22 protein-coding genes are annotated in these 26,791 nt (G+C 69.8%); 17 read left to right on the forward strand and 5 right to left on the reverse strand.

Annotated elements, in window-relative coordinates:
* Nucleotides 1–13 precede the first annotated feature (13 nt).
* From cydD to leuS, 3 genes are all read left to right on the forward strand, one after another.
* Nucleotides 14–1,591 (forward strand): thiol reductant ABC exporter subunit CydD, encoded by a 1,578-nt coding sequence (gene cydD / locus G328_RS0106970; protein ID WP_026339712.1) that lies wholly within the window; start codon nt 14–16, stop codon nt 1,589–1,591.
* The gene (gene cydC, locus G328_RS0106975) at nt 1,588–3,270 is read left to right on the forward strand and encodes a thiol reductant ABC exporter subunit CydC (protein WP_019618629.1); all 1,683 of its coding nucleotides are present in this window, start codon (nt 1,588–1,590) and stop codon (nt 3,268–3,270) included. The genes cydD and cydC overlap by 4 nt, the downstream gene beginning before the upstream one ends.
* Nucleotides 3,271–3,335: 65 nt before the next feature.
* Complete coding sequence (gene leuS / locus G328_RS0106980; protein WP_019618630.1) at nt 3,336–5,846, forward strand: leucine--tRNA ligase; 2,511 nt, start codon at nt 3,336–3,338, stop codon at nt 5,844–5,846.
* Between the two features lie 2 nt (nt 5,847–5,848).
* Here leuS and G328_RS0106985 read toward each other — a convergent pair whose 3' ends face one another.
* Entirely contained in the window at nt 5,849–6,217 is a 369-nt protein-coding gene (locus G328_RS0106985; protein ID WP_019618631.1) for a hypothetical protein, read from the reverse strand.
* 103 nt (nt 6,218–6,320) lie between these two features.
* Nucleotides 6,321–6,617 carry a substrate-binding domain-containing protein gene (locus G328_RS0106990; RefSeq protein ID WP_019618632.1) on the reverse strand — a complete coding sequence of 99 codons (297 nt, stop codon included), beginning with the start codon at nt 6,615–6,617 and terminating at the stop codon, nt 6,321–6,323.
* On the opposite strand from G328_RS0106990, the gene G328_RS14595 reads away from it, so the two are divergent.
* The 3 genes from G328_RS14595 to G328_RS0107005 all read left to right on the forward strand — a co-directional run bounded on the left by G328_RS14595 (nt 6,610) and on the right by G328_RS0107005 (nt 9,601).
* Nucleotides 6,610–6,999 (forward strand): sugar phosphate isomerase/epimerase family protein, encoded by a 390-nt coding sequence (locus G328_RS14595; protein WP_338063019.1) that lies wholly within the window; start codon nt 6,610–6,612, stop codon nt 6,997–6,999. The genes G328_RS0106990 and G328_RS14595 overlap by 8 nt on opposite strands.
* A 75-nt stretch (nt 7,000–7,074) precedes the next feature.
* Nucleotides 7,075–8,247 carry a Gfo/Idh/MocA family protein gene (locus tag G328_RS0107000; protein ID WP_019618634.1) on the forward strand — a complete coding sequence of 391 codons (1,173 nt, stop codon included), beginning with the start codon at nt 7,075–7,077 and terminating at the stop codon, nt 8,245–8,247.
* A 28-nt stretch (nt 8,248–8,275) separates the two neighbouring features.
* Nucleotides 8,276–9,601 (forward strand): sugar porter family MFS transporter, encoded by a 1,326-nt coding sequence (locus G328_RS0107005; protein ID WP_019618635.1) that lies wholly within the window; start codon nt 8,276–8,278, stop codon nt 9,599–9,601.
* Between the two features lie 28 nt (nt 9,602–9,629).
* Here G328_RS0107005 and G328_RS0107010 read toward each other — a convergent pair whose 3' ends face one another.
* Nucleotides 9,630–10,574, reverse strand: coding sequence for an ROK family protein (locus G328_RS0107010; protein WP_019618636.1), 945 nt, complete (start codon nt 10,572–10,574; stop codon nt 9,630–9,632).
* 103 nt (nt 10,575–10,677) lie between these two features.
* On the opposite strand from G328_RS0107010, the gene G328_RS14600 reads away from it, so the two are divergent.
* From G328_RS14600 to G328_RS14620, 7 genes are all read left to right on the forward strand, one after another.
* The gene (locus G328_RS14600; protein WP_187325741.1) at nt 10,678–11,910 is read left to right on the forward strand and encodes an ROK family transcriptional regulator; all 1,233 of its coding nucleotides are present in this window, start codon (nt 10,678–10,680) and stop codon (nt 11,908–11,910) included.
* A gap of 97 nt (nt 11,911–12,007) precedes the next feature.
* Complete coding sequence (locus G328_RS0107020; protein WP_051082876.1) at nt 12,008–13,525, forward strand: sugar ABC transporter ATP-binding protein; 1,518 nt, start codon at nt 12,008–12,010, stop codon at nt 13,523–13,525.
* Nucleotides 13,525–14,874, forward strand: a complete 1,350-nt coding sequence (gene mmsB, locus G328_RS14605; protein ID WP_019618639.1) for a multiple monosaccharide ABC transporter permease — start codon at nt 13,525–13,527, stop codon at nt 14,872–14,874. Before G328_RS0107020 ends, mmsB begins: the two co-directional genes overlap by 1 nt.
* Complete coding sequence (locus G328_RS0107030) at nt 14,871–15,980, forward strand: substrate-binding domain-containing protein (RefSeq protein ID WP_019618640.1); 1,110 nt, start codon at nt 14,871–14,873, stop codon at nt 15,978–15,980. The genes mmsB and G328_RS0107030 overlap by 4 nt, the downstream gene beginning before the upstream one ends.
* 162 nt (nt 15,981–16,142) lie before the next feature.
* Nucleotides 16,143–16,931, forward strand: a complete 789-nt coding sequence (locus tag G328_RS0107035; protein ID WP_235619855.1) for a helix-hairpin-helix domain-containing protein — start codon at nt 16,143–16,145, stop codon at nt 16,929–16,931.
* Nucleotides 16,928–19,267 carry a ComEC/Rec2 family competence protein gene (locus G328_RS14615; protein WP_019618642.1) on the forward strand — a complete coding sequence of 780 codons (2,340 nt, stop codon included), beginning with the start codon at nt 16,928–16,930 and terminating at the stop codon, nt 19,265–19,267. Before G328_RS0107035 ends, G328_RS14615 begins: the two co-directional genes overlap by 4 nt.
* Before the next feature lie 31 nt (nt 19,268–19,298).
* The gene (locus G328_RS14620) at nt 19,299–20,915 is read left to right on the forward strand and encodes an amidohydrolase (protein ID WP_019618643.1); all 1,617 of its coding nucleotides are present in this window, start codon (nt 19,299–19,301) and stop codon (nt 20,913–20,915) included.
* Between the two features lie 148 nt (nt 20,916–21,063).
* On the opposite strand, the gene G328_RS15845 is transcribed toward G328_RS14620, so the two are convergent.
* Both G328_RS15845 and G328_RS0107055 read right to left on the reverse strand, forming a co-directional pair.
* Complete coding sequence (locus tag G328_RS15845; protein WP_019618644.1) at nt 21,064–22,473, reverse strand: HNH endonuclease signature motif containing protein; 1,410 nt, start codon at nt 22,471–22,473, stop codon at nt 21,064–21,066.
* 228 nt (nt 22,474–22,701) lie between these two features.
* Nucleotides 22,702–22,995, reverse strand: coding sequence for an antibiotic biosynthesis monooxygenase family protein (locus tag G328_RS0107055; protein WP_019618645.1), 294 nt, complete (start codon nt 22,993–22,995; stop codon nt 22,702–22,704).
* Between the two features lie 126 nt (nt 22,996–23,121).
* Here G328_RS0107055 and G328_RS14630 point away from each other — a divergent pair, with 126 nt between their 5' ends.
* From G328_RS14630 to G328_RS16855, 4 genes are all read left to right on the forward strand, one after another.
* Nucleotides 23,122–23,754: a GrpB family protein gene (locus G328_RS14630; protein ID WP_019618646.1), complete on the forward strand. Its 633-nt coding sequence runs from the start codon at nt 23,122–23,124 to the stop codon at nt 23,752–23,754.
* Between the two features lie 128 nt (nt 23,755–23,882).
* Nucleotides 23,883–25,253: an NAD(P)/FAD-dependent oxidoreductase gene (locus tag G328_RS0107065; RefSeq protein ID WP_019618647.1), complete on the forward strand. Its 1,371-nt coding sequence runs from the start codon at nt 23,883–23,885 to the stop codon at nt 25,251–25,253.
* Between the two features lie 139 nt (nt 25,254–25,392).
* A complete protein-coding gene (gene nrdF, locus G328_RS0107070) occupies nt 25,393–26,361 on the forward strand; it encodes a class 1b ribonucleoside-diphosphate reductase subunit beta (RefSeq protein WP_019618648.1) in 969 nt (322 codons plus the stop codon).
* Between the two features lie 255 nt (nt 26,362–26,616).
* Nucleotides 26,617–26,791, forward strand: a 175-nt coding sequence (locus G328_RS16855) for a helix-turn-helix domain-containing protein (RefSeq protein WP_187325743.1), incomplete at its 3' end; no start/stop codon positions are given.

Consider the following 26,791-nt stretch of genomic DNA (forward strand, 5'->3'; position numbering starts at 1 on the left):
CCCTTGAAGTACCGTGAAGCCCCTTGATCCGCGCCTGCTTCGATACGCCCGATCGTCGCGAGCATTCCTCGCAATCGGCGCGGTCTTGGGGCTTCTGCAGACGGCCGCGATGGTCGGTGTCGCGTGGGCAATCGCCCGCGCGGTCACCGGTGCCATCGCGGCCGAACCGCTTTCCGAACTCGCGTGGGTGCTCTGGGTGCTCGTCGGCTGTGTTGCCGTGCGCGGCCTCGCGCAGTGGGGCATGGAGTGGGCCGGCGCCCGCGCCGCCGCGACCGCGAAGACGCAGTTGCGCGGTCACCTCACCGAGGCGCTCGCGCGGCTCGGCGCGCGCTCGGGCGTCGCTTCCACCGAGGCGACAACGCTGTCGACGCACGGCCTCGAAGCCCTCGACAGCTACTTCGCGAAGTACCTGCCGCAGCTGCTGCTGACGGCGATCGCGATGCCGCTGCTCGTCGTCATCACACTGCTGGTCGACCCGGTCTCGGCGATCACCGAGCTCATCACGATTCCGATCATTCCGATCTTCATGGTGCTCATCGGCCTCGCGACACAGCGCGTGCAGAAGCAGCAGCTCGACGCACTCACGGGCCTCGCGAAGGCGTTCCTCGAGATCGTCGAGGGGCTGTCGACCCTGAAGATCTTCGGTCGCGCGCGCCGGCAGCGGGAGCGCATCCGCGCCGTCACCGACGACTATCGCCGCACGACGATGAAGGTGTTGCGGGTCACGTTCCTGTCGGGGTTCGCGCTCGAGCTGTTCGCCTCGCTCGCGGTGGCGCTCGTCGCGGTGCAGATCGGCATTCGCCTCATCGACAACGAGATGACGCTGTTTGCCGGGCTGTTCGTGCTCATTCTCGCGCCCGAGGTGTTCGCCCCGCTGCGACAAGTGGGCGCGCAGTTTCACGCGGCCGCCGAGGGCGTTGAGGCATCGAGCCGCGTCTTCGAGATTCTCGAGCGCGCCGACGCAGAACCGGCCGACGTACCACCAGTCGACGCGGCACCAGCCGCCACACCGCTGTGCCTGCGCGACGTGCGGGTCGCGTACGGCGACCACGTCGTGCTCGACGGCCTCGACTTCGAGGCCGCGCCCGGCGAGATCACCGCGATCGCGGGGGAGTCGGGCGTCGGTAAGTCGACGCTGCTCGACGTCATCCGCCGCGAACGCGGGCATGCGCAGGTGGCCTGGATGGGCCAGTCGGCGGGCCTCATCGAGGGCAGTGTGCGCGAGAACGTCGCGCTCGGCCAGCCGGAGCTGCCCGACGCCGAGGTGCGGGGTGCGCTCGACCTCGCCGGCGCATCCGGCATTGCGCCAGACCAGGCGCTCGGGGTCGGCGGCGCAGGCCTGTCGGGCGGCCAGGCCCAGCGCGTCTCGCTCGCCCGCACGATCGCCCGTGCGCGCGGCCGCGACTGCCCGATCGTGCTGCTCGACGAGCCGACCTCGGCGCTCGATGCCGACCGTGAGGCGGCGGCGGTCGACGCGATGCGGGCCCTCGCCGACGAGGGTCGCGTGGTCGTCGTCGTGAGCCACCGGCGGCCGGTGCTCGCGGCCGCCGACCGCGTCGTGACGCTCGCCGGAGTGGAGGCACGCGCATGAGCGGGCGGCACCTCACGCAACGGCTGTTCCCGGGGATGCGCGACGACGAGGCCCGGGTGCTCGCGGCGGCGCTGCCGTCGGCGCGTCGGCTGTGGCCCGCGATCGCGTGGGGCGTGCTTTGGGGAATCTGCGTCGTCGCGCTGCTCGCGACGAGCGCGTTCCTCATCACGCGCGCCTCGCTCATCATTCACATTCTCTGGCTCGGTTGGGCGATCGTCGCGGTACGGATGTTCGCGATCGGCCGCGGCGTGTTCCGCTACCTGCGGCAACTGCAGGGGCACGACGCCTCGTTCCGGCAGCTCGCCGAGCTTCGGGTGAACCTGCTCGATCGGCTGATCCCGATCGCGCCCGCGGGCCTCGCGTCGACCCGGCGCGGCGACCTGCTCGCCCGCGTCGTCGACGACGTCGACGAGCTGCAGTTCTACCCGCTGCGCGTCGTCGAGCCGCTCGTCACGGCGCTCATCGTCGCGGCGCTCACGGTGCTTGGGGTCGGGCTCGTCTCGTGGCCCGTCGCCCTCGCGCTGCTCGTAGGGCTCGTGGCCTCGCTCATCGTTGCGACGGCCGCGCAGCTCGCGCTCGCGGGCCGCGCCGACCGCGAGGTGGCGCCCCTGCGCTCGGAGCTGAGCGACCGCATCCACGACACCCTGACGAACCTCGCGACGCTGCGCGCCTACGACGCGCTCGATGAGCAGCTCGCGAAGGTGCGCGCGGCCGACGAACGCTTGCGGCGCGCGCTCGTGCGCCGCTCGGTCGGCGAGGGCGTCGTCACCGGCACGTTCACGGTGTTCGCCGGCCTCGTCGTCGCGGCCGCACTCGCGCTCGGCATCGACCCGGTCGTGCGCGGCGAGCTGATTCCCGAGTACCTCACGCTGCTCGCGCTCGTGCCGCTCGCCCTGTTCGAGGTGTTCGCGCAGGTGCCGCTCGCCGTCGCGGCGTGGCGGCGCGTGCGGGTGTCGGCGCAGCGCGTCGCGTCGGCCGCGCCGAGCGAGGTGCCGCCCGAGCTGCCGCAGGAGTACGAGGGCGGCGCCGCGCTGCCCGACGGTCCGCTCGAGCTCGAACTGCGCGACTTCGCGGTGCGCTGGCCACACGCCGACCGGCCCGTCGTCGAGGGGCTCGACCTGCGCATCCCGGCGGGCAGCCGTCTGCTCGTGACGGGGGAGTCGGGTGCAGGCAAGACGACGTTCGCGAACGGGCTCGTGCGCCTGCTAGACTACCGCGGCGGCTACCGCATCGGCGGGGTCGAGGCCCGCGAGATTTCGCCGACCGACCTGCGCCGCGGCGTCGGCCTGATCGAGCAGCGGGCGCACCTGTTCGACGAGTCGATTCGGCAGAACCTGTTGTTCGCGAACACCGAGGCGACGGATGCGCGGCTCACCGACGCGCTCGACCGCGTCGGCCTCGGTGCGTGGGTGCGCGAGCGAGGCGGCCTGGATGCGCCGGTCGGCGAGCGGGGCGCGCTCGTGTCGGGTGGGCAGGCGCAGCGCATCGCCCTCGCGCGGGCGCTGCTTGCCGACTTCCGGGTGCTGATTCTCGACGAGCCGACCGCGAACGTCGACCCCGGACGGGCCGATTCGCTCGTCGCCGACCTGCTCGGTGCGACCGCCGGATCGCACACCGTGGTGCTCATCTCGCACACGCCGGTCGACCCGGCGCTCATCGACGCGACACTGCGGCTGTAGCACTGGTGCCGCGGGGCTCTAGACTGGGGAGGTTGTAGGCCCTGGCATTCCCGAAAGAAGAAGCAGTGACGACTGACGCGATCCGCGACGACGAGTACGACTTCCGCCGACTTGAGGCGAAGTGGCGACCGATCTGGAACGGTCTTGAGCTGTTCAATGTCGACCGGGCCGACGCCGAGCTGCCCCGCAAGTACGTGCTCGACATGTTCCCGTACCCGTCGGGTGACCTACACATGGGGCACGCCGAGCAGTACGCCCTCGGCGATGCCTGCGCCCGCTACTGGCGTCACCGCGGCTACAACGTGCTCCACCCGATCGGCTGGGACTCGTTCGGCCTGCCCGCCGAGAACGCGGCGATCAAGAACGGCGGCGACCCGCGCGAGTGGACCTACGCGAACATCGCGCAGCAGGCCGAGTCGATGCAGCGCTACGGCGTGAGCTTTGACTGGTCGCGCGTGCTGCGCACCTCCGACCCCGAGTACTACCGCTGGAACCAGTGGCTGTTCCTGAAGATGTACGAGAAGGGCCTCGCGTACCGCAAGTTCTCGGCCGTGAACTGGTGCCCGAACGACCAGACCGTGCTCGCGAACGAGCAGGTGCTCGCCGACGGCACGTGCGAGCGGTGTGGCGCGGTGGTCGAGAAGAAGAAGCTCAACCAGTGGTACTTCCGCATCACCGAGTACGCCGACCGCCTGCTCGACGACCTCGACAAGCTCGAGGGGCACTGGCCGCACAAGGTGCTCGTCATGCAGCGCAACTGGATCGGCCGCTCTGAGGGCGCCGACGTCGACTTCGTCATCGAGGGCCGCGACGAGCCCGTGACGGTGTTCACGACGCGCCCCGACACGCTCTACGGCGCGACGTTCATGGTGGTCGCGCCCGACAGCGACCTCGCAGCGGAGCTCGCGGAGGGCGCATCCGCCGAGGTGCAGGCGCGGTTCGCTGACTACCTGAGCGCGACGCAGAAGCTCAGCGCGATCGACCGCGCGAACACCGAGCGGCCGAAGACCGGCGTGTTCCTCGAGCGCTACGGCATTAACCCGCTGAACGGTGAGCGCCTGCCGATCTGGGTCGGCGACTACGTGCTCGCCGACTACGGGCACGGCGCGATCATGGCGGTGCCCGCGCACGACCAGCGCGACCTCGACTTCGCACGCGAGTTCGACCTGCCCGTGCGGGTCGTGGTGCGCCCCGACGAGGCCGAGGGCGAGATCGACCCGAAGGCGACGGGCGAGGCGCTCGCGGGCGACGGTGAGCTCGTGAACTCGGGCGAGCTCGACGGGCTGCGCAAGGATGCGGCGATCGCGCGCGCGATCGAGGTGCTCGGTGAGCGCGGCACCGGCAAGGCGGCAAAGAACTTCCGCCTGCGCGACTGGCTCATCTCGCGGCAGCGATACTGGGGCACCCCGATTCCGATCATGTACGACGACGAGGGCACCGAGATTCCCGTGCCCACCGAGCAACTGCCAGTGCGCCTGCCCGACGGCGCTGGCCTCGACCTCAAGCCGAAGGGCCAGTCGCCCCTCGCCGCGGCCGAGGACTGGGTGCACACGACGACGCCCGACGGGCGCGAGGCGCTGCGCGACTCCGACACGATGGACACGTTCGTCGACTCGTCGTGGTACTTCCTGCGGTTCGCGTCGCCGAACAACGACGTCGAGATCTTCGACCCGGCCGAGCTTCAGCGGTGGGCCCCCATCGACCAGTACATCGGCGGTATCGAGCACGCGATCCTCCACCTGCTCTACGCCCGCTTCATCACGAAGGTGCTCTACGACCTCGGCCTCGTGCCGTTCGAGGAGCCGTTCGGGGCCCTGCTCAATCAGGGCATGGTGATCATGAACGGCGCGAAGATGTCGAAGTCGAAGGGCAACTCGGTGAAGCTCGGCGATGAGCTCGACAGCCACGGCGTCGACGCGGTGCGCACGACCATGATGTTCGCGTCGCCGCCCGAGGACGACGTCGACTGGGCCGATGTCTCGGTTGCCGGCGCCGGCAAGTTCCTCGCACGCGCCTGGCGCGTCGCGGGCGACGTCACCTCGGCGCCCGGCGTCGACTTCGCCGACGGCGACGTCGACACGCGTCGCGCGGTTGCGCGGTTCTGGGCCGATGTGCACCAGCTTGGTGAGGGCTTCAAGTACAACGTGATGATTGCGCGTGTGATGGAGCTCACGAACACGATTCGTAAGGCGATTGATTCGGGCCCGGGTGCGGGCGACCCGGCCGTGCGTGAGGGTGCCGAGGCGATTGCGCTCGTGCTTGACCTGTTCGCGCCGTATGTCGCGTCGGACATGTGGGAGCGGCTCGGTCACGCGGCGGATACGCGCGAGGGCTCGCTGTCGCACCTCGCGTGGCCGACGGCTGACCCGGCGCTGCTCGTGGCCGACACGGTCACCGCGATCGTGCAGGTGAACGGCAAGCTGCGCGACAAGCTCGAGGTGGCGCCCGACATTAGCGATGCCGACCTCGAGGCGCTGGCCCGCGCATCCCGCGGTGCTGAGCGTGCGATCGGCGATGCGACCGTGCGCAAGGTGATCGTGAAGGCGCCGAAGTTCGTGAATATCGTCGCGAAGTAGCGCTACGGCGCGGACACGAGTTCGGCGAGTTGGTCGACATCGGCCTTGTTCTCGCCGACGATGATCCAGTCGTCGCCGTACGCGATCTCGTCGCCGTCCTGGTAGAACATGAGGTCGCCACCTTCGACGTCGTCGGGGGAGTTAAACACGACGAACTGGCTCTCCTGTGCGTCGCTATTCACACAGGTGGTGAGCGTCGCCACCCGATCGTCGGCAGGCTCCGTCGCGTTGCACTGGAATCCGGCGTCGGCCGCCGCCGAGATGAAGTCGTCCTGACTAATCGTTGACGGCGCGCATCCGGCAAGGAGCGCCAGCCCGCCGATGGCGGCGACCGCGGAAGCGAGTGTTCGTGAGGTAACGCGGAGTTGCATGGTGGCTCCCAATCCGATTGGAAACATGACGACACATGCTTCTTTGAGCGTACTGCCGGGGAGAAAAAAACTAACGGGTCGCAGTAGATAGTCGGGGTGCTTCCTATGCCCGCGCCGGACCGGTCGTCCCGCGGACGACCAGCGTCGGCTCGAACGCGATGCTCTGCGGCTCGAGTTCGGGGTGCTGCAGTCGGCGCAGCGCGAGGCGCATGCACTCGCGCCCGAGTTCGCGCGCGCCGAGATCAACCGACGTCAGTGACGTGCCCGGGGCACTGCTCACCGACGAATTGTCATAGCCGATAACCGAGACATCGCGGCCAGGCTCGAGCCCCCGCGCGGCGAGCGCATCGAGCACGCCGAGGGCCGCCTGGTCGTTGTGGGCGAAGATCGCGGTGGGCACCGACCCGCGCTACGTGAACCTCTGCCTCGACACGGGTCACCTCGCGTACTACTGGGGCGACAACGAGCGCGCCCTGCGCGAGTTCCCGGAGCGCATCGGCTACCTGCACCTCAAGCAGGTCGAACCCGACCTGCTCGCCGACGTGCTGAAGAACGACGTGCCCTTCGCCGAGGCGGTGCAGCTCGGCGTCATGGTCGAGCCGCCGCTCGGGGTGCCCGACTACGCACCGATTCTCAAGGCTGCGGCGGCCGCGAACCCCGGCATCTTCGCGATCGTGGAACAGGACATGTATCCCGTCGCCGACTTCGCACAGCCGCTCGAGATTGCCCGCCGCACGCACGCCTACCTCGCGGGCTGCGGCGCCGAACTGCGCTTCCGCTAGGCGCCCGCCGCCCGCAGCCCGCAGCCCGTTTCACCACATCCACCACACCAAACCTCCATCGGAAGGACCCGCACTATGACCACCCCTATTCGCGTCGCCGTTATCGGCGCCGGCATGACCGGCCAGGCCCACGCGTTCGGCTACCGCACGGCCATGATGTCGGTGAGCTCGCGACTCAGCGTTGAGCTCGACACGATCGCCGACCCGAACCTGCCGCTCGCCGAGTCGGTCGCCGCCCGCTACGGCTTCGCCCACGCGACCGGCGACATCGACGCCCTGCTGCAGCGCGACGACATCGACGCGATCAGCGTCGCCCTCCCGAACTTCCTCCACGCCGAGGTGCTGCCGAAGGTGCTCGCCTCTGGCAAGCACGTCCTCGCCGAGAAGCCGATCGGTCGAACCGTCGAGGAGTCGACGTCGCTGCAGGCGCTCGCCGAGGCGAGCCCCGCCGTCACGGGTGTCGGCTTCTCGTTCCGACGCCTGCCGGGCCTTGCCGCGCTCGCGCAGGCGGTGGCGGATGGGCGCCTCGGCGACGTGCACACGGTGCGCGGCTGGTACTACGCCGACTACGCCGCGAATCCCGCTGGCGCACTCTCGTGGCGGTACTCGCAGGAGCAGTCGGGCGGCGGCGCGGTGCTCGACATCGGCTCGCACGCGATCGACGCGGTGCAGTTCGTCGCGGGCCGCATCTCGCGGGTCGCGCAGGCATCGCTGAAGACCGTCATCGGCGAGCGACCGAAGCCCGCGGCCGGCGCGATCGGCCACGGCGCCTCGACCGCGACCGAGACCGGCCCCGTCACGAACGACGACATCGCCCTGCTCTCGGTGGACTTCGAAAACGGCGCCGTCGGGCACATCGAGCTGAGCCGCATCGCGCACGGCATTCCGAACGGACTCGGGGTGACGGTGTTCGGCACGCGCGGCCACGCGTCGTTCGACTCGATCAGCGCCGGCGAGTTCACGATCTTCGAAGACGGCATCACCGACTCGGCCTACAACGGGCCGCGGCGCGTGTTCACCGGCCCCGAGCACCCGTACTTCACCGACGTCGCGGCGATGCCGGGCGGGGGAGTCGGCACCGGCTACGCAGAGGCGTTTACCGCCGAGATCCAGGAGTTCCTGCGCAGCATCGGCGCCGGAACCCCGATGGACACCGACTTCGGCAAGGCGACCGAGATGATGCGCGTCGTCGGCGCCGCCCTCGAATCGCATCGCACGGGTGCGCCGGTCTCCGTGCACACCAATTGACCCGGAAGTTCTGACAAAGGAGTCACGCATGTCTTCCGCCACAAACCAACCCGCGAATATCGAGGCGGCGCTGCCGCCGCTCACCCCGGGCCCGCACAACCGCCGCCTCTCGATCGTCACCTCGTCGCTGCTGTTCGGCGCGGCCATCGGCGCGATGCTCGGCGGTCGCCTCGCCGATAGCTGGGGTCGCAAGCGCACGATCCTGCTGCTCGCAATCGGATTCCTCATCGGCGCGACGACGTGCGCGCTCGCCCCGAGCTTCGGGGTGATGGTGATCGGCCGGATCGTGCTCGGCATCTCGGTCGGCGCCGCCTCGACGAACGTGCCCGTCTACCTCGCCGAACTGTCGCCCCACGAGCGACGCGGCTCGCTCGCGGGCCGCAACGAGGTGATGATCGCGGTGGGTGCCTTCGCGGCCTTCTGCGCGAACGCCATCATCGGCAACGTCTGGGGCCACCTCGACAGCGTGTGGCGCATCATGCTCGCGATCTGCATCATCCCGGCCCTCGCGCTGTTCTTCGGCATGCTGTCGATGCCCGAGTCGCCGCGCTGGCTCGTCGCGCAGGGGCGACGCGACGAGGCGCTCGCGATCCTCACGACGATCCGGCCGCGCGAGCGCGCCGAGGCCGAGCTCGCCGTTGCGGCGCAGCTCGTCGACGAGTCGAAGTCGGCGAAGCAGACGAGCTTCTCGACGGTGCTCGCGAGCAAGTGGCTGCGACGCATCCTGTTCATCGGTATCGGCGTCGCGGTCTTCCAGCAGCTCACGGGCATCAACACGATCGTCTACTACGGCCAGACCGTGCTCGTCGAGGCGGGCTTCGCCGCCGACGCGGCGCTCATCGCCAACGTGGTGCCCGGCGCGATCGGCGTGCTCGGCAGCATCGCGTCACTGTTCATGATGGAACGGGTGAACCGACGCACGATGTTCATGGCCGGCTACGCGCTCATCACGATCTGCCACGTGCTCATCGGGGTGTCGTCGATGGTGCTGCCGGTCGGCAACCCGGCCCGGCCCTTCGTGATTCTCGTGCTCGTGGTGCTGTTTGTCGGCTCAATGCAGACGTTCCTCAACGTCGCGACGTGGGTGATTCTCTCGGAGATCTTCCCGCTGAAGATGAGCGGCCTCGGCATCGGCGTCGCGGTGTTCTGCATGTGGATCGCGAACGCCCTGCTCGGTCTCTTCTTCCCGTCGGTCGTTGACGGTATTGGCATCACGGGCTCGTTCTTCATGCTCGGCGCGTTCAACCTCGTCGCGCTCGTGTTCGTCGTGCGATACCTGCCCGAGACCCGCGGGCGCACGCTCGAGGGCATCGAAAACGACGTGACTACCGGAGCGATCTACACGCAGCGGTAACCGAACTCCTTGCGCCCCGACCTGCCAACTACTCGAGCAGGTCGGGGCGCAGCAGTTGTGCGGCCGCACCGACGAGTGGCGCCTCGTCACCGAGGCCGACGCGCACGACGCGCAGCTCGCGCGCGTACGCGTTGACGGATGCGGCGCGCGCGGCCCGCTCGACGCGCGCCGGGTAGTCGTCGGTCACGTGTGCGAAGCCGCCGCCCATGACGGCGAGGTCGGTGTTCAACAGGTTCGCGCAGCTCGCGAGGCCCCGCCCGAGCGCCTGCACCGACCGCTCGACGGCGGCGAGGGCGATCTCATCGCCCGCGGCGTGCGCGGCCGCGAGCTCTTCGCCCGTCGCCCCCGACCAGCCGTTCGCGCCCGCCCAGGCGACCGTGTGCATCCCTGAGGCCTGGCCCTCGACCGTCGCCCGCTCGGGATGCTCTGGATCGACGACGTCGACGACCATCTGCCCGAGGTGGCCCGCGTTGCCCTGCGCGCCCGCGACGACGCGGCCGTCGGTGACGACGCAGCCGCCGATACCGGTCGAGACGACAAAGATCACGGCGTTGCGGGCCCCGACCGCGGCGCCCTGCCAGAGCTCGGCGAGCCCGAGCGAGGTGCCGTCGAGCCGCAGCCGAACGTCGGCGAGGCCGGTCGCGCCGCGCACCGCCTCGACGACGGCGAAGTCGCGCACGCCCGGCAGGTTGATCGGGCTGATCGTGCCGGCGGTGAGGTCGACCGGCCCGGCCGCGCCGATGCCGGCCCCCACGACCCGCGGATACGCGGGGTGCTCGGCGACGCGGTCGAGCGCGGCGCGAAGGGCCGCGGCGATGCCGGCGGGGGAGTCGGCGGCCCGGCCCGTTGCGACCCGCACGCGGGAGTCGGCGAGCAGCCGCCCCTCGGCGGTGACGATGCCGGCCTCGATCTTCGTGCCGCCGAGGTCGATCGCGAGCACGGGGCCCGCCGCGGTGGTGGCAGCCGGAGTCATCTCGAGCCTCTCCCTTGAAGTTCGAACGAAACTCGTTCGCACAAAACCGACGGTTTGCGTTCATGTCTTGACAGCAACCTTGTTGGAACCCCACTATAGCCACATGAGCACCGGCCATCGACGTCCAGGATCCACCGCAGCGCTTCGCGTGAGCAATGAGCGCGCGATCCTGCGCGAACTGCTCACGGGCGGGCCGGCGACGCAGTCGGAACTCGCCCGGCGCACGAAGCTCTCGAACGCGAGCGTCTCGTCGATCGTGCGGTCGCTTCGTGAACGCGGCATGGTACTCACGGGCGACACGGTCTCGTCGGGGCGCAAGGCCACCCTCGTCTCGCCGCGGCTCGCGAGCCGCCGGGTCGCGGTCGGCATCGACATCGGCCGCAGCCACGCCGGTCTCGTGCTCGCACAGCCGGGCATGGAGGTGCTCGTCGAGCGCCGCATCCCGCTCGCGACGGGCCTGCCCGCCGAAGAAGTCCTGCACTTCGTGCGCGATCTGCTCACCGAGGGCCTCGCGAGCGAGGGACGCAGCGACGACGACGTCGCGGCGGTCGTCGTCGCGATTCCCGGCCCCGTGGATGCGGCGAGCGGCCGGGTGCTCGACGGCACGATCCTGCCCGAGTGGCTCGGCCGAACCGCCGCCGACGTCGAGCGCGGCCTCGGGCTCGAGGTTGAGCTCGCGAACGACGCCGACGCGGGCGCCCTCGCGGAACGCTCGTGGGGCGCCGCGGTCGACGAGCGCGACTACCTCTTCGTGAAGATCGGCACCGGCATCGGCGCGGGCATCGTCGTGAACGGCGGGCTCTACACGGGCGCGTTCGGCATCGCGGGGGAGCTCGGCCACTCGACCGTCGACCCGGCCGGCAGCCACTGCCGCTGCGGCAACCGCGGCTGCCTCGAGACGGTCGCGGCGACCCCCGTGATTCTCGAGCACCTCAGCGAGGCGCTGCGTACCCCCGTGACGCGGGACGACCTCATCCGCCTCGCCCGCGAGGGGCACCGGCCGACCCTCCGCGTGCTGCAGGATGCGGGCCAGGCGCTCGGGCAGTCGATCGCGTCGGCCGTGAACTTCCTCGGCCCGAAGCTCGTCGTCGTCGGCGGCACGCTGAGCGAGACGGGCGAGGTGCTCATCGAGGCGATCCGCGACGGCTTCGCGCGATTCGCGATTCCGTCGGTGGCGGAGCGCACTCGGCTCGAGCTCTCGACCCTCGGTGAGATCGGCGGCGCTCGGGGTGCGGCGGCGCTCGCGTTCGAGAACGCCGACGAGCTCGCGTATCTCGTTGATGTGGTCGGCACAGATTTGTCTTCAAGAGTTGACAGCAAAACGGCCCGCCCGTAGGTTCTTACCTGAACGCATCGGGTGACCCCGATCGCGTCGACCCCGAACGCTGCACAAGGAGGTGCCGGTGTCTACGAGCGAGGCCAACCTGCTCGAAATGGTGAACATCACCAAAGAGTTCCCGGGCGTGAAAGCGCTCGACCTCGTCAACCTCCGGGTTCGTGAGGGGGAGATTCACGCGATCTGCGGCGAGAACGGCGCGGGCAAGTCGACGCTCATGAAGGTGCTGTCGGGCGTGTACCCCGCCGGCACGTACACGGGCGACATCGTGTTCCAGGGCGAGGTTCGCCGCTTCAACAACATTGCGGCCTCCGAGCAGGCCGGCATCGTGATCATTCACCAGGAGCTCGCGCTGATTCCCGAGCTCTCGATTACCGAGAACATTTACCTCGGCCACGAGCTGCGCCGCGGCTTCGTGATCGACTGGGACGAGGCGCGTCGCCGCACCGTCGACCTGCTCGCGCGGGTCGGCCTCAACGAAGACCCGGATACGCCGATCAAGTACCTCGGCGTCGGCAAGCAGCAGCTGGTCGAGATCGCGAAGGCGCTCGAAAAAGACGTCAAGCTGCTCATTCTCGACGAGCCGACCGCGGCCCTGAACGACCGCGATTCGCAGGCGCTGCTCGACCTCCTCGGCGAACTCAAGCGCGAGGGCATGACGTCGATCATGATCTCCCACAAGCTCGGCGAGATCGAGCAGATCAGCGACACGATCACGATCATTCGCGACGGCCGCAGCATCGAGTCGCTCGTCGTCGACGGCACGATCGATGAAGACCGCATCATTCGTGGCATGGTCGGACGCACGCTCGGCAATCGGTTCCCCGAGCACTCGAACACGGTGGGCGACGTGCTGTTCGAGGTGCGCGACTGGACCGTGCAGCATCCCGTCGACCCCACGCGCCTCGTCGCGAAGGCGTCGAGCTTCACGGTGCGCCGCGGCGAGGTCGTCGGCTTCGCGGGCCTCATGGGCGCCGGCCGCACCGAGCTCGCGATGAGCCTGTTCGGGCAGCAGTACGGCACGAAGCTCTCGGGCGAGGCGTTCCTCGACGGCAAGCCCCTCGCGCTGCGCAGCGTGAAGGAGGCGATCGGCGCGGGCATCGCCTACGTGAGCGAAGACCGCAAGTCGCTCGGCCTCAACCTGCTCGACACGATCAAGCGCGCCACCGTTTCGGCGAAGCTCTCGCGCATCTCGCGCGGCCCCGTCGTCGACGACCTCGAGGAGTCGCGCATCGCCGAGCAGTATCGGCAAGACCTGCGGATGCGCGCCGCGAACGTCGAGGTCGGCGTCGACACCCTCTCGGGCGGCAACCAGCAGAAGGTCGTGCTCGCGAAGTGGATGTTCACCGAACCCGAGCTGCTCATTCTTGACGAGCCGACCCGCGGCATCGACGTCGGCGCGAAGGCCGAGATTTACCAGATCATTCGCCGGCTCGCCGACTCGGGGAAGGGCATCGTGCTCATCTCGTCGGAGCTGCCGGAGCTCATCGGCATGGCCGACCGTATCTACACCATTTTCGAGGGCGCGATCACGAGCGAACTCGACGCCCACGGCGTCGACCAAGAAGAGCTCATGCGCCACATGGCACCTGTGAAGAAAGGCAACGCGGCATGATGGCCGACACACAATCGGAGCGGCGCGGGTTCCGCCTCGGCGACCTCTGGCAGATTTTCGGGCAGCGCGGCTCGCTGAAGAAGTTCGGCATTCTCGGCGCGCTCGTCATCATCATCCTGATCTTCCAGATCTGGACCGGTGGCACGACCCTGTCGCCCGGCAACGCGATCAACCTCGTGCAGGCGTACTCGTTCATCCTGCTGCTCTCGGTCGGCATGGTCATGGTGATCATCGCGGGGCACATCGACCTGTCGGTCGGTTCGGTCGCCGCGTTCGTCGGCATCGTCGTCGCGACCTCGATGCGCGACTGGGGCCTGCCCTGGTGGGGCGGCATTCTGCTCGGCATCGCGCTCGGCGCCGCGATCGGCGCGTTCCAGGGGTTCTGGGTCGCCTACGTCGGCGTCCCCGCGTTCATCGTGACCCTCGCCGGCATGCTCATCTGGCGCGGTGCGCAGCAATGGGTCGGCCAGGCGCAGACCGTGGCGGTGCCCGACGAGTTCCGCCAGGCCCTCTACGGGTTCATGCCCGAGGTGGGGCCGTATAGCGGCTACAACAACCTCACGCTGCTGCTCGGCGCGCTCGCTATCGCGGCCATCGTGTACGGCCAGCTGCGCAACCGCGCGAAGCGCAAGCGCATGGATGCGGTGGTCGAGCCCGCCTGGGTCATGTACTCCCGCACGGGCATCCTCATCGCGATCGTGATCTACGCGACCCTGCTGTTCGCGAGCGGCCGGCTCGGCACGAGCTTCCCGATCTCGGGCATCATCCTCGCCGTGCTGATCATGTTCTACGCGTTCGTCACGAACCGCACTCGCACGGGCCGCCACATCTACGCGGTCGGCGGCAACCGTCGCGCGGCCCAGCTGTCGGGCGTGAACGACCGGCGCACCGACTTCTTCGTCATGATGAACATGTCGATGCTCGCGGGCATCGCCGGGATGCTCTGGGCGGCTCGCGCCGGCGCGGCCGGCCCCGCCGACGGCACGGGCTGGGAGCTCGACGCCATCGCGGGCGTGTTCATCGGTGGTGCCGCGGTCGCGGGTGGTATCGGTACCGTCTTCGGCTCGGTGATCGGTGGTCTCGTCATGGCCGTGCTGAACAACGGCCTGCAGCTCGTCGGCGTCTCGACCGACCGCATGCAGATCATCAAGGGCCTCGTGCTGCTCGTCGCGGTCGGCATCGACGTCATGAACAAGCGCGCCGGCGGCCCCTCGATCATCGGCACCATGATGGCGAAGTTCAAGGCGAAACAGGCAGCCGTTGAACTCGAGGCGACCACCGGCGAGGCGCCCGACCCCAACCCCACATCGTCCACACCACTCAACGAAGAGAAAAAGGAAACCCCATGAAAAAGAAACTGTTTGGCGCAGTTGCCCTGGCCGCGGTCGCGGGCATGCTGCTCGCCGGCTGCAGCACCGGCCGTGGCGGCGACCCTGCCTCGACCGACAGCGGTGAGGCACCCGCCGCAGCAATCGACGCGGATGCCCGCATCGGCGTCGCGCTGCCCGACAAGACCAGTGAGAACTGGGTGCTCGCCGGCGACCTGTTCGTCGATGGGCTGCAGGAGGCTGGCTTCGAGGACGACGTGCAGTACGCCGGCTCGGCCTCGGCCGTGCAGGACCAGCAGGCCCAGATCGAGACGATGATTCAGAACGGTGCGCAGGTGATCGTCATCGGCGCCGCCGACACGTCGCAGCTCAGCTCGCAGCTGCAGGCGGCGAAGGAGGCCGGCATCACGGTGATCGCGTACGACCGCCTGATTCAGAACACCCCGAACGTCGACTACTACATCGCCTTCGACAACTACAAGGTCGGCGAGCTCCAGGGCCAGGCCCTGATCGACGGCATGAAGGAGCGCTTCGGCGAGCAGGAGACCTACAACATCGAGCTGTTCTCGGGTTCGCCCGACGACTCGAACGCCCCCGTGTTCTTCGAGGGCGCGATGAGCGTGCTCCAGCCGCTCATCGATGACGGCACGCTCAACGTCGTGTCGGGGCAGACCGAGATCGCGCAGACCGCGACGCAGGACTGGCTCGCCGAGAACGCGCAGGAGCGCATGGACAACCTGATTCAGCAGAACTACTCGTCGGGCACGGAGCTGCACGGCGTGCTCTCGCCGAACGACACGCTCGCGCGCGCCATTCTCGCCTCGGCGAGCGACGCCGGCCTCGAGACCCCGGTCGTGACTGGTCAGGACTCCGAGGTTGAGTCGGTGAAGTCGATCGTCGCGGGGCAGCAGTACTCGACGATCAGCAAGGACACGCGCAAGCTCGTGGCCGACACAATCGAACTCATCAAGCAGCTCCAGCAGGGTGAGACGCCCACGACCGAGCCCATGGACAACGGCAGCACCGAGGTGCCTTCCGTTCTGCTTGACCCGGTCATCGTGACGAAGGACAACGCCGCCGAGGTGTACGCCGACGACCCGAACCTCGCACCGCTCACCGAGGGGTAGCCCCGAGGTTGCTGGTGCAGTGGCCCCCGTCGCAGTCTTGCGGCGGGGGCCACTTGACGTCTGGAGCGGGGCACCTCCCGCGGCGCCTGTGGATACGCGGTTCTCCACAGGCGCTCGGGCGCGCGGGGTGCGCGCGGTGGCGGCGCGCCTACGCTGCCCCGCGTGAGACCACCGAGAACCGCATCCGCTCCCGCCGCTGGCGAGTACGAACTCGACCACGGCGTCGAGTGGTTGCGGGTGCCGTGGCGGGGTGATCCGCTGGAAGACGAGGCGTCCCCACCCCTCGACGACGCTGTCCTCGACCGGCTCTTCGCGGGGCCGCAGCGGCCGCGCTGGAAACTCGGTATGGGCGCCGTGGTCGTGCTCGCGCTCGTCGCGTGCGCCGTCGTCGTGCTCGCGATCGCGCTGCAGCCCCGCTCGAGCGGGATTCCGGCGCTCGACGACCTCGGCGATGCCGCTCCGAGCGCCGCGCCCACCGTGGCGGCCCCGGCGCCGCAGGAGTCCTCGCCCGCGACCGTGCTCGTGCACGTGGCGGGCGAGGTGCAGCAGCCGGGCGTGTACGAGCTCGCGGCGGGCGACCGAGTGATCGACGCGATCGAGGCAGCGGGCGGCGTGACTGAGTCGGCTGACGCCGACGCGCTCAACTACGCCCGCCCGCTCGTCGACGGGGAGCAGGTGTACGTGCCGAAGCCGGGGGAGGCGCCGCCCGCTGCGGAAGGCGCGGGCGTGAGTGGCGGGGGCAGCGCCGGTGGTCAGGGCGGCCTCGTCAATCTCAACACCGCGACGTCGGCCGAGCTCGAGACGCTGCCACGCATCGGTCCCGCGATGGCGCAGCGCATCATCGACTACCGCGATCAGCACGGCGGCTTCACGAGCGTCGACGAACTGCAGGAGGTCGCCGGCATCGGCGAGGCGACCTACGCCGGGCTGAAAGACCTCGTGACGGTGTGAACGAGGGCCTGCTCGGGCGACTTGTCGACGTGCGGCTGCTGCCCGCGGCCGCATCGGCCTGGGTCGCGGCGTGGCTCGCGACCCAGTGGCCCGGCTGCGCCTGGTGGCTCGCCGGGGGCTGCACGCTCCTCGCGCTCGCGGGTGTCGGTTTCGCGCGGGGCAGGGGCGGCGCGCGGCACTTCGTCGCGGTCGCGATCGCCCTCGCGGCGGTCGGCGGCGCCCTTACCTCGGCGCTTACGGCGGTCGACGTGCCGGCGCGCACGCCGCCCGAGGTCGCGGAGGCGCTCGAGGGCGCGACGGTCGAGCTCCACTTCGTGACTACCGGGCCAGCCCGCGAGGGAGCGCGCGGCCATACCTACTCCGCGACCGTCACGGCGGTCGACGGGCAGGCGACCCCGGGCGCACCCGTGCTGCTGTTCGCACCGCCCGGCGTCGACGCGCAGCCGATCGGCACGGGCGTGCGCGTCGACGCGAAGCTCGTCGGGGCCGAGCCCGGCGACGACGTCGTCGCGCTTGCGTTCGGGCGTGGCGAGCTCGAGGTCACCGGGGCGCCGCATCCGGTGCTGCAGCTGTCGAACGGTGTGCGCGAACGGTTCGTCGAGCTCGCGGGCGACCTGCCGAGCCCCGGGGCGATGCTCGTGCCCGGGCTCGCGGTGGGCGACGAGACGCTCGTCGACGGCGAGCTGGATGCGGCGATGAAGGCGAGCTCGCTGAGCCACCTCACGGCAGTGTCGGGGTCAAACATCGCGATCATCGTCGCGGGGTTCATCGGCATCGGCCGACTCGCGGGCTGGCCGAGGCTCGTGCGGGCCGCTGCGGCGAGCGCCGGGCTCGCCGGGTTCGTACTGCTCGTGTCGCCGCAGGGGTCGGTGATTCGGGCGAGCGCCATGGCGCTTATCGTCATCGCGCTCGACGCGGCGTCGCGCCCGATCGCGGGTGTGCCGGTGCTCGCGCTCGCGGTCATCGTGCTGCTCGCCGCCGACCCGTGGCTGAGCCACGACTACGGGTTCGCGCTCTCGACGGCCGCGACGGCGGGGTTGCTGCTCGGCACGCGTCCGCTCGCCGACTGGCTCGAGCGCTGGCTGCCGCCGCCGATCGCGCTCGTCATCGCGGTGCCGCTCGTCGCGCAGGTCGCGTGCCAGCCCATCCTGCTGCTGCTCGAGCCGAGCCTGCCGCTCTATGGCGTCGTCGCGAACCTGCTCGCGGCGCCCGCGGCCCCGCTCGCGACGGTTGTGGGGCTTGTCGCGTGCCTCATCGGGCTCATTGTTCCGCCGATCGGGCTCGCCCTCGCGTGGGTGAGCTGGCTGCCGGCCCAATGGATCGGGCTCATCGCCCTCACCGTCACCGAACTCCCCGCGGCGGCCGTGCCGTGGGCCGGCGGGGCGCTCGGCGCGATCACGTGGATCGCCGTGTGCGTCGCCGTGGTCGTGCTCGCGCGTCGAGGTGCGGGGCGACGCTGGCGGCGCATTCGGGCCTGCACCGGTGCCGCGCTCGCGGTCGTGCTCGTCGTGCTCGCCGCAGTCGGTGCCGGGCGCGTGGCACTGCGCCTGCGCGACTTGCCCGACGACTGGCGGCTCGTCGCCTGCGATATCGGCCAGGGCGACGCGCTGCTGCTGCGCGCGGCGGGCGGCGCGACCATGCTCATCGACACGGGCGACGACCCGGCCCTGCTCGCGGACTGCCTCGCCGACTTCGGGGTCGAGCGGCTCGACGTGTTGCTCGTGAGTCACTTCGACGTCGATCACGTCGGGGCTGCCGAGTCGATCACCGTGCCGGTGGGGGAGGTGTGGCTGCCCGACACCGAGGCCGCGCGCGGTGAGCCGCTCACGGTGCGTCTGCAGGCCGCCGGGGTGCCGGTGTCGTTCGTCGGGGCGGGTGACGCCGTCGCGTTCGGCGACCTCGTCGTCACCGCGCTCTCGCCCGCGCGGGGTGGCGACGGGGCGCCGTCGACCCTGGACGGCAACGACGGCAGTCTGGTCGTTCGCGCCGACCCGGTCGCCGACTGCCGTGCCTCGTGCCTCAGCGTGCTGCTGCTCGGCGATCTCGGGGAGCAGGCGCAGGCGGGGCTCGATCTCGACCTTGTGCGGGTCGATGTCGTGAAGGTCTCGCATCACGGCTCGGGCGACCAGCTGCCCGAGCTCTACCAGCGTGCCGGTGCCCGGCTCGCGCTCGTCTCGGTCGGCGCCGACAACGGCTACGGGCACCCGACCGACCGCGCCCTCGAAATGCTCGCCGCGGCAGGGACGCCCTGGCTGCGCACCGACGAGTCGGGGTCGATCGCCGTCTTCACGGTCGGCGGCGAGCTCGGCGCCTGGACGAGCGGCGGTCGCGGCTAGGTAGCATGGCGGCGCAGAAAGTGAGGCGCCGATGCCCGAAACCACGCTCTTCCTTCACCCGAACATCCGCACCCTCGCGGGAGACGGCGCCGAGCCCGACGGCATCGCGGGCGGCATCGTCGCCCGCGACGGCCGCATCGTCTTCATCGGCGGCGAGGCGGATGCGCGGGCCGAGGCTGGCGCCGACGCGCGCGTCGTCGAGCTGCCCGGCGCGGCGGTGCTCCCGGCGTTCCACGACGCGCACATTCATGCGGGTGCGCTCGCGGTCGAGGCGCTCGGGCCTGACCTCCGCGGCGCCGAGTCGTACGCCGATGCGCTCCGACTGCTGCGCGAGTTCGCCGAGGCGAATCCGGGCGACGGCTGGGTGCTCGGCGGCAGCTGGAACTCGAACGATTGGCGCGACGGGGAGCCGCATCGCCGCGAGCTCGACGAGATCTTCGGCGACCGGCCGGTGCTCCTCTCGACGATTGACGGCCACGCCGACTGGGCGAATAGCGCGGCCCTCGAGGCGGGCGGCATCACCGATTCGACGCCCGACCCCGACGGCGGTCGCATTGAGCGCGACGCGACGGGAACGCCCACGGGGCTGCTGCTCGAAAACGCGTCGTCGCCGCTGTGGCCGATCGCCTCGGCCGGGCTCGCGCCGCAGCTGCCCGGACTGCTTGACCGGCTGCAAGACGACCTGCTCGCCCTCGGGCTTGCGCACCTCACCGACATTGACGTGCTCGACGTGCTCGACGCGTTCGAGCGGTTGCGCGACGAGGGCCGGCTCAAATTGCGCGTGCACAAGTACATGCGGGCGCACGAGCTCTCGGGGGCGATCGCGCGCGGCTGGTGCTCGGGCGAGGGTGACGATTGGCTCACGCACGGCGGCGTGAAGCTGTTCGCCGACGGGGCGCTCGGGCCGCACACCGCCCACCTGCACGAGCCGTTCGAGGGGGAGGGTGAGAACGCTGGCATCGCGGTGACGGGCGACGCCGAGCTCGAGCGCGCCGCTCGCGCGGCGGTCGCCGCGGGCATCGAGGTGGCGGTGCACGCGATCGGCGACCGCGCGAACACCCGCGTGCTTGACGTGTTCGCCGGCGTCGCCGACGTGGCGCGCGAGCGAGGGTTGCGGCTGCGGATCGAGCACGCGCAGCACCTCAAGCCGGCCGACGTCGCGCGGTTCGCCGACCTCGGTGTGATCGCGTCGATGCAGCCGACCCACGCGACGAGCGACTATCCGCTCAGCGTGCGGTTGCTCGGCGACCGCGAGACGCTGCACTACCCATGGCGCACCCTGCTCGACTCGGGCGCGCGGCTCGCGTTCGGTTCGGACTCGCCCGTCGAGCCCGCGAATCCGTTCTTTGCCGTGCACGCGGCCGTGACGCGCGAGCGTCGCGACGGCGTGCCCGAGGGCGGGCGCGAGCCCGAGCAGCGGCTCACGGTGCGGGGGGCGCTCGTCGCCCACACGCTCGGCGGCGCGGTCGCGGCGGCGCTCGACGACCGCACCGGATCGCTCGAACAGGGAAAGTTCTGCGACCTCATCGCCGTTGATGTCGACCCCTTCGAAGCCGACCCTCGCGACCTCTGGCGCACGAGGGTACTCACGACCGTGGTCGGCGGTGAGGTGCGGTTCGCGGCCGCGCGGCCCGGTCGGCACGAGTAGCACCCCGCGCACTCCGAGTACCGCTTCGGTGGATGCCGTTGCGGTGCGCCTGGGATGCCAGGCGTGGGTTCGGGAGGTGCGGGGTGCTGGGGTGCGGCCCGTTGGCTCCGAAAAGCCAGGCTCCGAAAATCGAGCTCGGGTCGCACCCTTAGAAGGGTGGGGGATTGGGATCGACAAACACCGGCCCCGGTGGGTCGGGCACCGTTTGGATCGTGTGCCCGAGCGGTGAGATCCATTCGAGGATGCCGCCGCCGAGGTGCCGCACCTGCCAGGGTTTCGTGTGCTTTTGCACGTGGTGGGCGCGGCAAAGGAACGCGAGGTTGCCGGGCTCTGTCGTGCCGCCTTGGCTGTACGGTTCGGTGTGGTCGAGGTCGCAGTATTGGGCGGGGCGGCGGCAGCCGGGGAATCGGCAGGTGACGTCGCGGCCGCGCAGGTACCGACGCAGGGAGGGGCTCGGGGCGTAGCGGTCGACGGTGATGACGTGGCCCGTGATCGGATGCGTGAGGATGCGTTCGAGCTGCCCGTCGGCGGCGTACCAGCGTGCGTCGTGGTCGCTGATGGGTTGGATGCCGTTGAGCATCCCGATGCCGAGGGCCGTGTCGGCACCGCCGGCGCGGGTGAACGCCGATGCGAGCGCAGGGTCGGACAGCGCCATGACGGGCGTAATGATGCTGACGGTGGCGGTGACGCGGGCGGCGCCGTGGTGGTCGCCGTCGAGGATGGTCTGCGCGGTCGCGGTGAGCTGCACGTCGGTAAAGATGTCGGCACGGAGTTGCTCGACGGTGCGCTCGTCGGCGAGGTGCTCCGGGTCGTTGCGGTGCTTGAGCGCGTCGGCGCGGTTGCTGTCGCGCAATTCCCGGGCCTGCTGCATCAAGAGCTCGTCGATGGCGGCCGCCGTCGTCGACGAGAGGTAGGCGGTGAGGTAGGCCATGCCGTGCTCGACGTGTTCGACGTGGACGCTGCGGCGGTCGTGCTCGCGCCGGTGCGCGGCGGCGAACTCGGCGCGGGTGAGGGATGCGGCGAGGGCCTTCGCCTTTGTGTCGGTCGCCTGCGGCGTGTGCCCCTTCGCGTACGTGAGCAGGGTGCGGCCGTAACGCTCGTAGTGCTCGGGCGCGAGCGGCGTGTGGTTGCGTAGGAGCGCGCCGATGTGGGCGTGATCGATTTCGCCGGCGGCGAGGGCATCGTGCCAGTACCCGAACTTCGTGAGGAGGGTGTGCGCGTTGCGAGCGCGCCGCATGAGCGTGGTGTCGGTGAGGTTGTGGTCGATCGCGAAGCTTCCGGCGATCGACCGCAGGTTCCAGGTGAACGCCTGTTCCCGGGCCGTCGACGTCGGGCCGGATGCGCGCTCGAGGTTGGTGCGAGTGTCGGCCGCGAGGTAGAGCGCGGCGTAGGTGCGGATGTCGGCGGCGTCGAGGCGGGCGTGCGCGAGCCGGGCCTGCGCGAACGCGCCGTGCAGGAGTTCGAGGTCGGCGTCGATACCCTCGGCGTGGCCGCTCGCGGGCGCGGACTGCGGCTCGGGTGCGGGCTCAGACTGTGCGGTGCTACTCAACGCGTTCACCTCCTCAACATGCTCGGTTTCTCGACGTGCTGCTAGTGGACCACGAGCCTCCGACATGGATTCGTGCACCGGATTTCCACCGGCACATAACGCCAGGTTCGTGCCCATGATCAGCACACCACGAGCCTCCGACATCGCGGCGTGCATCCGTCTCGCCACGACAACGCCGGGCCGCGCTGCCCGCGCGACCCGGCGTTTCCGAGCAATTCGCTCTTCGAGGTTGTCGGCCTACTCGCCGAGCTCGACTGACTCAAACCCGAGCACGTCGACGCTCATGCCGCGGCGCTCGTCGTTCGCGTGCGCGCCCTGATCGCGGCTCGCCGACCAGGCCTCGTACGCCTCGCGGTTCTCCCACCGGGTGACGACAAAGTAGCGATCCTCGCCAATCACGGGGCGCAGCAGCTCGAACTCGACGAAGCCGGGCGCCTGGTCGACGCCCTTCTTGCGCGCGGCGAACCGCTGCTCGATCTCGGCCGCGGCGCCCGCCGGGAACGTCAGCGCGGTGATGTTGACGAAGGTCATGAGACTCACTCCTCGGCGGCGCAAAGGGCCCGCCGCAACGGCCGTACTTGCCGCAATTCTATCGCTACAGCATGTAGAAATAACAGGCCGTCGAGCGCGAAAAGCGCGCCGAACTACACTCGACGAATGCCAACGCCCGAGCAGATCACGACCTTCACGAACGACGCTCCGCCGCCCGGAGAATCGCCCTGGGTCGTGCCGCAAACTCGTGAGGCAATCGACCTCTTCGAACCCGACCCCGCGTGGCCCGCGGCGTTCGCGCGGCTCGAGTCGCGCATCCGCCACGCGCTCGGAGGCCGTGCGCTCGAGGTGCTCCACGTCGGCTCGACCTCGGTGCCGGGCCTGCCCGCAAAGCCGGTGATCGACGTCGACCTCATCGTCGCCGACCCGAACCACGAGCCCGCGTGGCTCCCCACCCTCGTCGACGCGGGCTTCGTGCTCACCGTGCGCGAGCCCTGGTGGCACGGCCACCGGCTCGTGAAGCACCGCGACCCGGCCGCGAACGTGCACGTGTTCGGGCCCGACGCACCCGAACCGTGGAAGCACCGCGTCTTTCGCGATCACCTGCGCCGCAACGCCGTCGACCGCCAGCGCTACGCCGACGTGAAGCGCGAGTTGGCACGCATCGCGACCGCGGGCCGCGAGACCGTCATGGAGTACAACGCGCGCAAGCAGGCGTGCATCCGCGAGATCTACGAGCGCGCGTTCGCTGCTGCCGGGCTGCGGGATGCGGAGTCGCGCGCCGGCGGCAACGGCTGAGCACGCTTCGAATCCGGTAGCCCCGAGCAATTCGCAGGCGCGAATTCGGAAAGTTACTGTACCGTCTAGTCGGTATGGAGGGGATGCGCCGAATCCCGCCCGGATTTCCCGGCCGCGCATCCGGAGCAATGACGCACCAACGCCGACACCGTTCGTTTTGGATCGATCGGGCCCCGCACCGCGACGCCCGCCCGCCCCTGCGCGGCGACGTCGAGACCGACCTGCTCATTATCGGCGGGGGCTACACGGGGCTCTGGACCGCCCTCCTCGCCGCTGAGCGCGAGCCCGGCCGCCGCATCACGCTGCTCGAGGGCGCGACCGTCGGGCACGCGGCGAGCGGCCGAAACGGCGGCTTTGTCGAGCCGAGCATCAGCCACGGGCTCGCGAACGCCGTCGCGCGGTGGCCCGAGCAGGCGCGCGACATCGTGCGGCTCAGCGACGAGAATTTCGCCGGGATGCGCGCCGACGTTGAACGGCACGGCATCGACTGCGACTGGGTCGAGCAGGGGTCGATCACGTTTGCGCGCACACCCTGGCAGGTCGACGCGCTGCGCGAGGGGGCCGACGAGGCGAACGCGCTCGGGGAGCGCACGACGTTCATCGGGCCCGACGAGATCGGCACCGTCACGGCGTCGCCCGAGTACCTCGCGGCGGCCCGCACGCACGTCTCGGCGACGGTCGACCCGTATCGCCTCGCCACAGGGCTCGCCGACGCCGTGCTCTCCGCCGGGGTCACCGTGCACGAGCACAGCGTCGTGCACCGGCTCGAACATGGGCGCGAGGCGCGGGCGCACACGGAACACGGCAGTGTGCGGGCCCGGCAGGTCGTGCTCGCGACCAACGCGTATCCGAGCCTGCTGCGACGGCTCGCGCCGCTCACCGTGCCCGTGTACGACTACGCGCTCGTCACCGAGCCGCTCACCGACGCGCAGTTCGCGAGCATCGGCTGGGAAGGTGGCGAGGGGCTCGCCGACGCCGGCAACCAGTTCCACTACTACCGCAAGACCGACGACGGACGAATCCTCTGGGGCGGCTACGACGCCGTGTACTACTTCGGGTCGCGCCGGGGCGAGCGCCTCACGCAGCGCCCCGCGACCTTCGCGACACTCGAGCGCAACTTTCGGCAGACGTATCCGCAGCTCGCCGACGTGCGCTTCACGCACCAGTGGGGCGGCATGATCGACACGTCGTCGCAGTTCTGCGTGACGAGCGGGGTCGTCTCGCGCGGCCGCATCGCGTACGCGGTCGGGTTCACGGGGCTCGGCGTCGCCGCGACGCGCTTCGGCGCCGAGGTGATGCTCGACCAGCTCGCGGGGGAGCGCACCGAGCGCACGGAACTCGACATGATTCGCAAGACGCCCACACCGTTCCCGCCCGAGCCCGCGCGCTTGCTCGGGGTGAACCTCACGCGGTGGTCGATGGCGCGCGAAGACGAGACCGGGCGGCGCAATCTCTGGCTGCGCACGATGGATGCGCTCGGGCTCGGCTTCGATTCGTAGGGGAGTGGCGAGACCGTTTCCTGCCCGGTTCTCGGCCCAATTTGCCGCCGCTGGAATGGGGGCGCGCGGGCCGATGTTGACGTCCCAGACGGGGCGCCCGATCGGGCTAGACTCGTCGCGACAAGGAGGAGCTTTTTCTATGGGTGATCACCTGCTCACGCACGTTGAGGCAATCAACTGGAACCGCATTCAGGACGACAAAGACCTTGAGGTGTGGAACCGGCTGACGAACAACTTCTGGCTGCCCGAGAAGGTGCCGCTGTCGAACGACATTCAGTCGTGGGCGACGCTCACGCCCGAGGAGCAGACCCTCACGATGCGCGTGTTCACGGGCCTCACGCTGCTCGACACGCTGCAGGGCACGGTCGGCGCGATCTCGCTGATTCCCGACGCCGTGACCTCGCACGAAGAGGCTGTGTACACGAACATCGCCTTCATGGAGTCGGTGCACGCGAAGAGCTACTCGTCGATCTTCTCGACGCTCGCGAACACGCCGCAGATTGACGACGCTTTCCGCTGGTCGCGCGAGAACCCGCTGCTGCAGAAGAAGGCGCAGATCGTGCTCGACCACTACCACGGCGACAACCCGCTGAAGAAGAAGGTCGCCTCGACGCTGCTCGAGTCGTTCCTCTTCTACTCGGGCTTCTACCTGCCGATGTACTGGTCGTCGCACGCGAAGCTCACGAACACCGCCGACCTCATCCGCCTCATCATTCGCGACGAGGCCGTGCACGGGTACTACATCGGCTACAAGTACCAGCAGGGGCTCGAGCGGGTCTCGCAGGCTGAGCGCGACGAGCTGAAGGACTGGACGTTCGGGCTCATGTACGAGCTCTACGAGAACGAGGTTGCCTACACGCACGACCTCTACGACGGTGTCGGCTGGTCGGAAGACGTCAAGAAGTTCCTGCACTACAACGCGAACAAGGCGCTCATGAACCTCGGCTACGAGGCGATGTTCCCGTCGACCGTGACCGACGTGAACCCGGCGATCCTCTCGGCGCTGTCGCCGAACGCCGACGAGAACCACGACTTCTTCTCGGGGTCAGGCTCGTCGTACGTCATCGGCAAGGCCGAAAACACCGAGGACGACGACTGGGCATTCTAAACCCCGCCATCGTCCCCATTCCATCCGTTGAGTGGTCTGAAGTTGCTGTTTTGAGGCGGGTGGATTCATACGGTCGTTGCAACATGAGGATGGTGTTGCATGGCGGGGAATCCCCACGGGAACAGGTACGGGCAGGATGCTCGGGACGAGTTTGTTGAGCTGATTTGCCGGGAAGGTGCGTCGCCCGTTCGGGCGGCACGCCTGCTCGGGATTGGTATCCAAACCGCGGCCAGGTGGCGGCGGAAGTATGTCGGGATGACCGCTATCGAGTTGCGCGACTACGCCCCGTTCACGATCGAGCACGACGAGATCGGGCGGGGCTTGTCGTTCGAAGAACGCGTCGTGATCCAGGCCGGGATCCGGGACGGGCGCACTCAGTCCCGGATCGCGGCCGATATCGGCCGGGACCGGTCCGTGGTGGGTTACGGCA

This window comes from [Zimmermannella] faecalis ATCC 13722, assembly GCF_000381765.1.
Classification (GTDB): domain Bacteria; phylum Actinomycetota; class Actinomycetes; order Actinomycetales; family Microbacteriaceae; genus Gulosibacter; species Gulosibacter faecalis.